This window comes from Saccharibacillus sp. WB 17, assembly GCF_008634075.2.
In the GTDB taxonomy this organism is placed as follows: domain Bacteria; phylum Bacillota; class Bacilli; order Paenibacillales; family Paenibacillaceae; genus Saccharibacillus; species Saccharibacillus brassicae.
Genome location: NZ_VPFK02000003.1, coordinates 20,793 through 32,435, shown reverse-complemented (window position 1 = coordinate 32,435; position 11,643 = coordinate 20,793). Strand labels below are relative to the sequence as shown.

The 11,643-nt window shown below is 52.6% G+C and carries 15 protein-coding genes; all 15 read right to left on the bottom strand.

The features are described from left to right. Positions 1-17: 17 nt before the first annotated feature. The gene (gene flhB / locus FTE24_RS00720) at positions 18-1,106 is read right to left on the bottom strand and encodes a flagellar biosynthesis protein FlhB (RefSeq protein ID WP_150230857.1); all 1,089 of its coding nucleotides are present in this window, start codon (positions 1,104-1,106) and stop codon (positions 18-20) included. 37 nt (positions 1,107-1,143) lie between these two features. Then, positions 1,144-1,932 carry a flagellar biosynthetic protein FliR gene (fliR, locus tag FTE24_RS00715; RefSeq protein WP_150232534.1) on the bottom strand — a complete coding sequence of 263 codons (789 nt, stop codon included), beginning with the start codon at positions 1,930-1,932 and terminating at the stop codon, positions 1,144-1,146. 12 nt (positions 1,933-1,944) lie between these two features. Beyond that, entirely contained in the window at positions 1,945-2,214 is a 270-nt protein-coding gene (gene fliQ, locus FTE24_RS00710; protein ID WP_150230859.1) for a flagellar biosynthesis protein FliQ, read from the bottom strand. 37 nt (positions 2,215-2,251) lie between these two features. Further along, the gene (gene fliP / locus FTE24_RS00705) at positions 2,252-2,992 is read right to left on the bottom strand and encodes a flagellar type III secretion system pore protein FliP (protein WP_415663158.1); all 741 of its coding nucleotides are present in this window, start codon (positions 2,990-2,992) and stop codon (positions 2,252-2,254) included. 29 nt (positions 2,993-3,021) lie between these two features. Beyond that, positions 3,022-3,564 (bottom strand): flagellar biosynthetic protein FliO, encoded by a 543-nt coding sequence (locus FTE24_RS00700; protein ID WP_150230863.1) that lies wholly within the window; start codon positions 3,562-3,564, stop codon positions 3,022-3,024. A 15-nt stretch (positions 3,565-3,579) separates the two neighbouring features. Continuing rightward, entirely contained in the window at positions 3,580-3,945 is a 366-nt protein-coding gene (locus tag FTE24_RS00695) for a response regulator (RefSeq protein WP_141449400.1), read from the bottom strand. 31 nt (positions 3,946-3,976) lie between these two features. After that, entirely contained in the window at positions 3,977-5,311 is a 1,335-nt protein-coding gene (gene fliY, locus FTE24_RS00690; RefSeq protein WP_150230865.1) for a flagellar motor switch phosphatase FliY, read from the bottom strand. Further along, complete coding sequence (gene fliM, locus FTE24_RS00685) at positions 5,301-6,299, bottom strand: flagellar motor switch protein FliM (protein ID WP_141449398.1); 999 nt, start codon at positions 6,297-6,299, stop codon at positions 5,301-5,303. The genes fliY and fliM overlap by 11 nt, the downstream gene beginning before the upstream one ends. 82 nt (positions 6,300-6,381) lie before the next feature. Beyond that, positions 6,382-6,849 (bottom strand): flagellar basal body-associated FliL family protein, encoded by a 468-nt coding sequence (locus FTE24_RS00680; protein ID WP_150230867.1) that lies wholly within the window; start codon positions 6,847-6,849, stop codon positions 6,382-6,384. Next, positions 6,849-7,073, bottom strand: a complete 225-nt coding sequence (locus FTE24_RS00675; protein ID WP_141449396.1) for a flagellar FlbD family protein — start codon at positions 7,071-7,073, stop codon at positions 6,849-6,851. The genes FTE24_RS00680 and FTE24_RS00675 overlap by 1 nt, the downstream gene beginning before the upstream one ends. 71 nt (positions 7,074-7,144) lie before the next feature. Continuing rightward, entirely contained in the window at positions 7,145-7,969 is an 825-nt protein-coding gene (flgG, locus tag FTE24_RS00670; RefSeq protein ID WP_150230869.1) for a flagellar basal body rod protein FlgG, read from the bottom strand. A gap of 168 nt (positions 7,970-8,137) precedes the next feature. Then, entirely contained in the window at positions 8,138-8,509 is a 372-nt protein-coding gene (locus FTE24_RS00665; protein WP_150230871.1) for a TIGR02530 family flagellar biosynthesis protein, read from the bottom strand. Further along, positions 8,506-9,123 (bottom strand): flagellar hook capping FlgD N-terminal domain-containing protein, encoded by a 618-nt coding sequence (locus FTE24_RS00660; protein WP_337189998.1) that lies wholly within the window; start codon positions 9,121-9,123, stop codon positions 8,506-8,508. Before FTE24_RS00660 ends, FTE24_RS00665 begins: the two co-directional genes overlap by 4 nt. A gap of 79 nt (positions 9,124-9,202) precedes the next feature. Beyond that, positions 9,203-10,600 carry a flagellar hook-length control protein FliK gene (locus FTE24_RS00655; RefSeq protein ID WP_160441609.1) on the bottom strand — a complete coding sequence of 466 codons (1,398 nt, stop codon included), beginning with the start codon at positions 10,598-10,600 and terminating at the stop codon, positions 9,203-9,205. Between the two features lie 37 nt (positions 10,601-10,637). After that, on the bottom strand, positions 10,638-11,588 hold the full coding sequence (locus FTE24_RS00650; protein ID WP_150230877.1) for a MotE family protein: 951 nt from the start codon (positions 11,586-11,588) through the stop codon (positions 10,638-10,640). Between the last annotated feature and the right edge of the window lie 55 nt (positions 11,589-11,643).

Genomic DNA, 11,643 nt, shown 5'->3' with positions numbered 1-11,643 from the left:
TCTCCCTCCGGGCTCGATTACTTCACTTTGCCTTTTAACTTATATACGTAAGCCAGCACTTCGGCCACGGCCTGGAACAAATCTGCCGGAACCGTATCCCCTATTTCCGCCTGAGCGAACAGCGCACGTGCCAACGGCTTGTTTTCCATGATCAGGACACCGTTTTCTTTGGCTACTTCCCGGATGCGAAGGGCAACGAAATCTTGTCCTTTTGCTACGACTTCCGGAGCCTGCATCTGATTTCCGTCGTACTTGAGTGCTACCGCGTAATGCGTCGGGTTCGTAATAATGACATCGGCGGTCGGGACGTCCTGCATCATTCGCTGCATCGCCATACGGCGCTGACGTTCGCGAATTTTGCCTTTGATCATCGGATCGCCTTCCGCTTTTTTGTACTCGTCTTTGATATCCTGTTTCGACATTCGGATGCCTTTTTCGAATTCGTACTTTTGATACATAAAGTCGAACACCGCGAGGATCATAAGAGCGACGCCGATTTTGATACCCAGGGAAATCGTAACCGATGCCCCGAAATCCAAAATGTCTTCAAGAGACATGGCGTGCATTTTCGATATGACGCTAATCTGACCTTGCAGCGTGCTGTAGACGAGATATGCAATGATCGACATTTTGAACAAAGATTTTAGCAGTTCGACGATCGATCGCAGAGAAAAGATATTTTTGAACCCTTTGATCGGGTCCATTTTGCTGAATTTCGGCTTTAGGCCTTCGCTTACGAACAAAATGCCGTATTGACCGAAGCTTGCAACGATGGCAATAAGTACGGCAGCGATAAAAATGGGAGCCAGCAGTTTCATGATCTCAAGCATGTACTGCATCATCATGTTCATCACGTTGGAAATGGTGATCTCCATGGTCATCCGATTGTTGAATACGTCCGTGAACAGATGAGTGATGGTCGTACGAAAGTTACTGCCGAAAATCATCAATATGACGATCGACGCGATAAGGATCGCTGCGGCCGGAAGCTCCTGGCTTTTGGCAACCTGTCCTTTTTTTCGGCTTTCATCGCGCTTTTTCGGCGTCGCTTTCTCCGTTTTTTCTCCGGAAAACAGCTGTAGATCCAGTTTATGCCTGAGCTCCAATCTGCCTAACTCCTTTCGCTGTCCGCCGTACGCCGCTTTACTGGGGTCGTTCTCCGACCGTGCCCAAAAATCCTTGCATGGACTCGGCCATCAATGTAAACAGATGATCGAAAATGTACGTTAAACTCGGCATCAGCAGCAGCAGTAGAATAAGCCCCACTATGATCTTGATCGGAACGCCGATAACGAAAATATTGAACTGCGGAGCGGTTTTCGCCAAAAAGCCCAAACCGACGTCCGTCAAAAACAAAGCCACGACAATCGGAGCCGCCATTTGAAAAGCAACGACCATGACCATGGCAAAAGCCCGGAGCAAAAATTCCATGATGCTTCCGTCGTAAATTTTCACGAACAGGTCATTATCGATCGGCACCCAATTATAGCTGTAGACGATAGCGTCGAGCAGCCTGTGATGGCCGTTCATCGATAAAAACATCAGCATCGCGATCATGTACTTGAAATTGCCCGTCAACGGAGTGACCGCGCCGGTCGTCGGATCGAATACGGTCGCCATGCCGAAACCGATCTGGATATCGAGGATCGCCCCGGCGATCTGAATCGCAATGATGATCATGTAGGCCGCATAGCCGAGCAGCAGCCCGATCAAAATCTCCCGAATGATCAACAGCACGTATTCGCCGTCAAAAGACGCCGTCTGCGCCGTTCCGTAACTCAGATAGACCAGAATAGCCACCATTGTCGCCAGTCCCACCTTGAAGCGCGTAGGCACGTTCCGCGAAGAGATCAAAGGCGCAATGACGAAAAACGAAGTGACCCGACAAAAAATAAGTAAAAATACCGGAAAAGCCTGCAGCAGATTTATCATCATGAACCGGCCTTATCCGACATACAGATACAGATTATTTAAAATATTGTAAGTAAAATCGACAAGCGTATTCAGGATCCAGGGACCGAAGATCAGCACCGATAGCATGACGGCCACGATTTTGGGAACGAAAGCCAACGTTTGTTCCTGAATCTGGGTCGTCGCCTGAAAGACGCTTACGATCAATCCGACCACAAGCGCCAAAATCAACATCGGCGCGCTGGCTTTCAATACGACGTATATCGCTTGGCCGGCGAGACCGATAATGAAGTTTGAATCCATATCGTTTCCCTCCCGAATTCATCCGATCTTCGGCTCCTTAGCCCGTATCGAAGCTGAGCAGCAGCGATTTGACGACCAGATACCAACCGTCCACGAGCACGAACAGCAAGATTTTGAACGGCAGCGAGATTACGGTCGGCGGAAGCATCATCATCCCCATCGCCATCAGCGTACTGGATACGACAATGTCGATCACCAGAAAAGGAATGTAGATCATAAAGCCCATTTGAAAAGCGGTCTTCATCTCGCTTATGGCGTAAGCCGGCACCATGACGGTCAACGGAATGTCCTGGAAACTTTCCGGTTTCTCCGCGCCCGTATATTCCATAAACAGCATCAGGTCTTTTTCCCGCGTATGCTTGAACATGAATTCTTTCATCGGAACAGCGGCTTCGTCCAGCGCCTCCATTTGCGTCAGTTCGCCGCGGATGTACGGTTGGAGCGCCGTCTCATTGATGGAAGAAAGCGTCGGGGACATAATAAAAAGGGTTAAAAAAAGTGCCAGTCCCACGAGCACCTGATTCGGCGGCATTTGCTGCGTACCGAGCGACGTTCTGACGAAACTGAGCACAATGACGATGCGGGTAAAACTGGTCATCAACACCAGCAGGGCCGGCGCTATACTGATGACGGTAATCAAAAGCAGAACCGACAGCGTACTCGTTGCCGGAGCGCCTTCCGAATCCCCGCCTATCTGAAGATCGATATTCGGGATCGGATTTTCCGTGCCGGTCGCATGTACCGGTGGCAAAAGCTGAATAAACAGAAAGGCAAACATAAGAACAAACGTAATCGTTAACTTTTTTTTCATGGTTCCCTCGATCGGTCAGCAGATTCCTCGTGTTCCAGCAGATCTTCGACTTTTCGCCGTCGATCGGACGATTCGCGCAGACGCGTCTCGAACAATTCCTGGAATGAAGCCGCCTCAAGCTCTTCCGCTTCGGAAGGAGCTTTCGACCCGCTTCGGAATCTGGATGTGAGTTTCTCCGCCCAGGCAGGCAAAGCGATGTTCGGGCCGGCACTTTCTTGCTCCAATGCCTCAAGCAGCTTCTCCACTTGCTCGGGTTCCGAAATTTTGTCGATCAGCGAGATGTCGTCGCCGACGCCGATCAAATAAACGCTGCTCCCGATTTCGATAATCTGCAGCGATTTATTTTGGCCGAGTCCGACTCCGCCGAGTGTACGGACGGAGCGGCCCCCGAACCAGCCCCGGTTTTTTTTACCCAGGTAACGGATCAAAAAAACGATAAGGGCGACAATTACGATCAGGACGAAGATTACCCATACCAGATAAGAATAGACGCCGGTATCCGCTGTAAAGTTCGGCTGCTCTTCATTCAGTAAAAGCATGGGCCGACTCCCATCTTACGCGCCAAGCGTTTTGTTGATAGCTTCGACAACGCGATCGGATTGGAACGGTTTGACGATGAAATCTTTAGCGCCTGCTTGAATCGCATCGATAACCATAGCCTGCTGACCCATAGCGGAGCACATGATGACTTTTGCGCTTGCGTCGATTTTCTTGATTTCTTTCAAGGCGGCGATTCCGTCCATTTCCGGCATTGTGATATCCATGGTAATCAGATCCGGCTTGAGTTCCTTGAATTTTTCGATCGCTTGCGAGCCGTCTTGGGCTTCCCCTACGACCTCAAACCCGTTTTTCGTCAAAATATCTCTGATCATCATGCGCATGAAAGCCGCGTCGTCCACGATAAGAATACGGTTTGCCATTGATTAAAAATCCTCCCTGTCGATTACATTATTATTGTAAGTTTTGAATGCGGTCCCACTGGCTGACGATATCTGTTACGCGCACGCCGAAGTTTTCGTCGATAACGACCACTTCGCCCTTGGCGATTAGCTTGTTGTTCACGAGGATGTCGACCGGTTCGCCGGCAAGTTTGTCCAACTCGACGATAGACCCCTGAGACAATTCCAGAATATCTTTGATCTGCTTTTGGGTCCTTCCTAATTCTACGGTTACTTTGAGTGGAATGTCCATCAGTAATCCCAAATTATTTTCATCCGCAGCTCCGTACCCGCCATTTTGCAGATTGCCGAACTGAACCGGTTGAACATTTACGTTCCGGCCCGGCGTTCCGTAATGGTTCGGTTGAGGCGGCTGCTGCTGCTCCATAGGCATCTGTCCGTAACCCGGATACGGCATGCCGTAAGGCGGCTGCATGCCCGGCGCTCCGTAACCCGGGTAAGGAGGCATCCCTTGCTGAGCCGGCATTCCGTAAGGCGGCATTCCCTGCTGCTGCGCGGCAGCGGCATAAGGGTCCGGATACGGCGCGTTCTGAACGGGCGGCTGCTGCATTTGCGGTTCCGGAACAGGAGGCTGCTGTTGCACCGGCGCGGCTGCCTGCGGCTGCTCGACCGGAGCCGGCGTTTCTTCCGGCGCTCCTCCGCCCAACAAAATTTCGACCATGTTTTTGGCAAAGTCGACCGTAATCAGCTGCATAATCGTTGAATCGATCAGGTCCCCGATCAGGAGGCGGAAAGAAACTTTAATAAGCGTTTCTTCCACGGGAAGATTGCTGACTCCGTCCCCGTTGCTCATATCGAGAATATCGATAGCGGGAGGGGATATGTTGACAAAGCGGTTAAAAATGGTGGACATGGAAGTCGCGGAAGAACCCATCATCTGGTTCATCGCTTCCTGCACGGCACTGATATGGATTTCGTTCAGTTCTTCATCCTGCGGGTCCCCTTCCCCGCCAAGCATTAAATCGGCGATAATCTGGGCGTCTCTCGTCTTGATGACGAGCGAGTTGATTCCCTGGAACCCATCCACGTAATTGACGTGTACGGCAACGTGCGGCTTCGGAAATTCGGATTCGAACTGGCTTCTCGTAATGATAGAAACTTTCGGCGTAGTGATATCCACCTTGCGGCCGAGCAGCGTCGATAAAGCCGTTGCCGCGCTTCCGAACGTAATATTGCCGATTTCACCCAACGCATCCTGCTCAAGAGGAGTCAGAAAGTCGTCAACGGTTTTCTCCGCTCCGCCCGACGCGTCTGCGTCGTCCGACTCGGAGGACTGTCTCAACAGCGCGTCGATCTCTTCTTGGGACAAATAATCTTTACTCGTCAAATTCCTCAACTCCTTCGTTGACGATCTCGTCGATTTGCACGGCGATCCGGTCTTTGATCATACCCGGACTGCCGATAAATTTCAGGTTGTCTCCGACCCGAATAGCCAGTCCTTCTTCCGTGGCCTTATTCAGCGTGATGACGTCGCCCGGAGCCAAACTGAGAAATTCGCGAATCGTCAGTTGGGATTGGCCGAGCTCGGCGATCAGCGGAAGCTGGGCACGGGTAACCCGTTGGCGCAGCGCTTCGAGTTCTTCGGGCACGCGCGCCTTCTTTTGCGAGACGAACCAGTGATGCACCGACAGCTTCGACATGATCGGCTCAATGACCACGTGAGGAATACATAAGTTGATCATTCCCGTCGTGTCGCCGATCTTCGTGCTAAGCGAAATCAATGCGATGGTCTCATTGGGCGATACGATCTGCATAAACTGGGGATTGGTCTCGAGCGCTTCCATTCTTGGCGAAAGGTCGAAAACCGTTTTCCAGGCTTCCTGCAAATTTTCCAGAGCGCGGCTGAAAATTCGTTCCATGATGATGGTCTCGATTTCCGTGAGCGCACCCGGTTTGAGCGGAGCCGTTCCCGACCCTCCCAGCATCCGGTCTACCATCGCATACGCGACGTTGGGGTGGACTTCCAGCACCATGCGTCCTTCCAGCGGCTCCGCTTCGAAAATGTTCAGAACAGTCATTTTCGGAATGGAGCGGATGAATTCGTCATAAGGCAGCTGCTCGACCTGCACGACGCTGATCTGAACGAAGGTCCGAAGCTGAGCGGAAAAATAAGTGGTCAGATTTCGCGCAAAGTTTTCGTGGATTCGGGTCAGGCTTCGAATATGATCTTTGGAAAACCGTACCGCTCTTTTGAAATCGTAGGAACGGATCTTGCGCTGCGTGTCTTCTTTTTTGAGTTCTTCGGCATCCATTTCGCCTGATGAGAGCGCGGCTAACAGTGCGTCGATCTCGTTCTGGGATAATACATCAACCAAACCTTTCACCCCCCTCCCATAGACGCGGCCGCCTTTTGGCGGCGCGGTCTTGACTCATGCGGCGAACCGCAAAGTCCTCAGATCAGATATTGGCCAAAATGAAGTTGGTGATGTTGACGCTCACCACTTTGCCTTCGGGCATTGATTTGTTGATGAGGTTTTTAAGCTTCGTATTCAGCTGCATTTTGCCTTTTGCCGTACTCAAGCTTTGCGGCGTCGTATCTGCCAACGTCATCAAGATGATCGGCTTGATCGTGATTTCTTTGATTTCATCAAACTCGGCTTTGACTTTCGCGCTGTCGAGTTGAATCGAAAAATCCATCTGCACGATGTAGCCCGCATCCGAAAGATTCGTTTTGATGCCCGTGATGTCCGAGCTTACCGCCACGATTTCTTTGGCCGACAATTTCTTTTCCTGCTTGGTTTCTTCCTTTTTTTCGGCTGCTGCCGCTGTGTCGTCGCCTCCACGGCTCAGAACCAGAAACACGGCCACCACGATCAGCGTGATCGCCAGAAACATCGTAATGATCCATGGCAAAAGTTTCTTCATTATTCTTCTTCCCCCATATTCTGTACCTTAATCGAAGCCGTGTGCAGACCGATCGTGGCATAATAGTCAGTCATCAGCTTGACGACGTCGGCAGCCTTTTCCAGCACGATCATGCGCTTTCCGTTTACCAGCGTAACGTAGGTATCCGGCGTTTCTTCTACCATTTCGATCTGCAGTGCATTGAGCCACAGCGGCGATCCGTTCAAACGAGTCACTGGAATCATATTTTTCCTCCCGTAAATGAGCGGAAAGGCGGCTGTAATCAGCCTGCCTTTCCGCCGCTAATCAATCCGGATTAACGTTTCAGGTTAACGACTTCCTGGAGCACTTCGTCAGAGGTCGTAATGATTCTGGAGTTCGCTTGGAATCCGCGCTGCGCCGTAATCATTTCGGTAAACTCGCTCGTCAGATCGACGTTGGACATTTCCAGCTGGCCGGCTACGATGCCGCCTGCTCCGCCGTTCGCTTCATCCTCGGGATCAAGCGAAATCGCAGCTTCCGGTCCCAAAGCATTTTGTCCGACGCGGTACAGATTGCCACCGGCTTTCTCGAGGCCTTCAGGATTGCGTACAACGACTACGGCAAGACGGTTTTCCGAATTGACTTCACCATCCGCATTTTTGATCGCTACCGTACCGTTGCTGCCGATCTGGAAGCTCGATCCCTGCGGTACGTTGATCACTTCGCCGCCTGTATTCAAGACGAACAATCCGTCGGAGTTCACCAAGTTGCCCGCACCGTCGACATGAAAGTCTCCGGCTCTTGTCAGGAACATGTTGCCGACTTCCGTGCCGCCTTCAAGCGCGACTGCGAAGAAGCCGTCGCCGTCGATACGAAGATCCGTCGGGTTGTTGGTCGTCATGGCGCTGCCGGCCAGATGCAGCGTATCGATGGAACCTACCGATACACCCAGACCGATCTGCTTGGCATTGGAACCGCCAGTAGGTCCGTCTGTAGGAGCCGTAGCGCCCGCTGCCGTTTGGCTGAGGATATCCTTGAACATAACGCGTGAAGATTTGAATCCGGCCGTATTTACGTTCGCGATATTGTTGCCGATGACGTCAAGTTTGGTTTGGAAGCCTTTCATACCCGACACGCCCGAATACATGGATCTCAACATTAAATGATTCCTCCTGTGATTGTGCACAATTTTGAGTGTGATCGTATAAACTTGAATTGCTTTCATTTTACTGTCATTGCCGGAAAAAAACCCGGCTATAAAGTGCTATTTTTTACCGCGTCATGCGTTCGGCGGTAATACGGCTTCCTATCGGGCCAGCCGGTCAAACTAGGAAACGATGACGGCACTGTCGATTTGAGTGAACACATTGTCTTTCATGGAACCTCCGTCGACTGCCGTAACTACGGTGCGGTTGCGGACGTTTACGATCAGGGCCAGATCCTGCATCAAAACGAGTGATTCTTTGGAGCCTTTGGCGGCCGCCTTGTCGATGGCACTGCCGATTTTGCGAAGCTGCTCCGGGTTGAATTCGATACCCCGCTGTTCGAGTCTTTTCGAAGCATGTCCGCTAAACTTCAGCAGTTTATCTTCGAGTACGTTCTTGAAGCTTTCCTGTCCCGTATTCGAACCTGTGGGCCTCGATACGGTCGGCGGCATTTTCGCCGGATATAACTGCCCTACGCGAATCGGGTCGTTCATTGCGCACCTCCGCTAGTTCCGGATGTCGGCGTACCGGCTGCCTCCTCTGCGGATTGTTGCGGAGCCTGATTGTCTGCTGCCGCCGCCGCTGTTGCCGCCGGAGCTGCTTCCATCGTCTTCGCTTCTGTCGTTTCTTTGGAAACGGAATCCGTTTTGGCTGCTGCCGCCGCGTCTGTCGAAGCTGCCGTATCCGGTGCTTTACCCGGCGTAACGCCTTCCGCTTTGTCATCAGCCGCACCAGCCGGTTCTACCATCGTGATATCCGAAGTCGGAACGAGATACTTGCCTACGGCCGCGAACATTTTTCCGTCTTTTTGCAATACGGAAGCTACGTTGCCGGTCAAGTAATTTTTCGATTCCGTATCGTACCAGGTGACTTTCTGGCCAATCAGTTGGGAAGCCGAACCCATCGAAGCATTCATCTGCGTCAACTGCGTGGACATGTTCATCAGCTGTTCAAGCGAAGAGAACTGCGCCATTTGAGCCGTAAACTGCGAATTGTCCATCGGAGCAAGCGGATCCTGGTTTTTCAGCTGCGCGATCAAAATGGTCAAAAATTGTTCTTTGCCCATCGTTGCCGAATCCTTGGAAGGAACCGCTGCCGCTTTTTGCACGTTTTGCGTGGAATAGTTAGGCCAAATGTTCGAAGTTGAAACATTGTTATTCGCCAAAAAATTTCGCCTCCAATCTGAATTACGCTTCTGCTATAAACGAACTGCCGGACTGCGCCGCCGTTTTTTGTCTCAGCCATTCGCCGAGTTCTTCGCCGAGTTCAGCCGCCAAGATCGCATCGTCGTTGGCTTCTTCTCTGGCACGGGAGCGTTTTTCCTGCTGTTGTCTACTGCTTGTTTGTCCGCCGTTTTGGTCCATTTGCGATTGCAGCGAAGAACTTTGCGTCACTTCAAGCCGCTCTACCGTCAAGCCTTGTCCCTGCAGCGAGCCTCTCAGTTGAACCATCTGCTGCTCCAGCATATCTTTGGCAGCGGCATGTTCCGTTACAAAGTGGGCAACCAGCTGTCCGGCGTGCATCGTAATCCGGATATCGACTTTGCCGAGATGATCGGGCGTCAACGAAATTTTGGCTTCGGTAAATCCTTGTTTTTGCAAAATCTCCAGTCGGTCGACGACAAGCTTCTCGACTTCCTGTGCCATACGGTGTACAGGAACCGCTTCAACCGGTTTGGCCGGCGTCGTGCCGTTCGTGCGCATAGCCAGTTCTCCTGCCGTAATCGTGCCCTGCGGTTTGATCTCCTGCGACGCTTCTTCGGAAGATTGTCCTTCCTGCTGCGTGCCGGCCTGCTGAGATTGACTTTTCGCTGATACGATTTTGGACTCCGCCGCGTTCGTCGCTTGCACTTCTGCCGCAGGCTTGGAGACGGTCTGATCGTTTTTCGTCGGCTGTGCATCATCCGCGAGCTGAACGACTGCTGCCGTCTGCTGCGTCAGACCTTGTTTGGCTTTGGTTTGCGTATCTTTATCAACAGTTTGAATCGTCTGCTCAAGAGCTGCCAGTGCCTGCTGAGCCTGAACTTTCACCTCGGGCGCTGCTTGATCCGATTGCTGCAGACCGATCAGTTGGGTCACCGTATCCTGCAGCGCGAATTTCAGCGTAGCGGGGTTCGAAGCGAGCGCCTGAACCGCATTTCCAGCCGGCTGATCCTGTTCGGTTCCGCCTGCCTCTTCACCACTGCCGAGAAGCGCCTGCGCCTGCTGAATCCAGCCTTGAAGCATCGGCATCAGTTCCGGATTTTCTGTCAACTGTTCATCCAGCGAATCAAGCTGCTGCATCAGTTCGTCGAGCTTCTGTTCAAGTTCTTCGGCTGCGCCGTCGTTCGACTGTTGATTCTCGCCGGTCGTTTGCGCAGCCGCCGCAATCAACTGTTGAAGCGCGGACAAAAGCGGGTTGGCGGGCGTTTCGGCTCCACCTGCTGTCGATCCTGTCGCGGAGACCGCCGCTCCCATCAACTGCTGAAGCGATTGACCGAATAAGGCTGCCGCTCCGCTTGCGACCGTAACGGCGCCTGCTTTGCTTCCTGCAGCAGCGGCAGCCGGGGCCGCCGGAGCTCCTGTCGTCATTCCTGAAATGCTCATCCCCATATTTTCCTCATTCACCTCCTCTCAAATGGACTTAACCGCCGATCAACTTATTGGCCAGGGAAGCGGCCGTTTCGCTATCCGTACCTGCCATCTGAGACAGGATTCCGGAACGGGTCGTATCGTCTACCGATTTCAAAATGGTCAACACCTTTGCTTGATTGGTTTTGGCCATCTGGGCCAGAAGCGTTGCGGCACTCGACGCATCCATCGAAGAAAACGTCTGGGCCAATTGGTCTTGATTCAGCGAGCCTGCCGTTGAAGTCGCCGCTTGCGTAGGCTGACTTGCTTTGTCGGCCGCTGTGCGCGCCGTATTGGCCGCCGCTTCCAGCGCTTTGGCCGAAGTCGCGTTTTTGAGCATGATCGAGACTTTGGCCGCTTTGTCGGCCGTCATCTTCTGCATAATGCCCGAGCGCTGCTCTGTCCCCATCGCGTTGAGCACCATCGCGATTTCCGCGTCGGTCAGCGTCTGAAGGATCGGAGCCGCTTTGCTGGCGCTCATGGAGCCGTAAGTCTGGGCCAACTGCTTGACCTGCTTGCTCGGTCCTTCTTCGGCCGCCGGTTCCGCAGCCGCTTTGGCTGTCTGGGCTGCTGCGGCCGCATCCAGCTGCTTTTGCAAACCGTCCACTTTGGTCTGCGTATCCGCTTGGGCTTTTTGCGCCGTTTTGAGTTCGGTAGTTTTCTGTTGAAGCTGGGTTTTCAGTTCGCTGATCGTTGCTTCGGCGCTTGCAGCCTGCTTCTCTTCCTGCTTCTGCGCCTGTTGTGCCGGCGTATAAGTCGGTTTGGGAAGCATCGAGCCGACAAGCGGCACTTTGTTCGCCGTCTCCAATACGGTGTTGCGCGTATTGGGATTCGTCAACGCCAGCAGTGCACCGACCAGCACGACCGTGAAGAGAATCGGTACTGCGAACAGCAGGATTCGTCCCGCTTTGCTTCCCGATCCTTCTTCAAGATTCATATCGGCTTCTGCTCCGGCTTTCGCCATGCCTTTGACCTCCCTTTGCACTTGTTGCACTTGCTGATTCCGCTCCGCCTGCGTT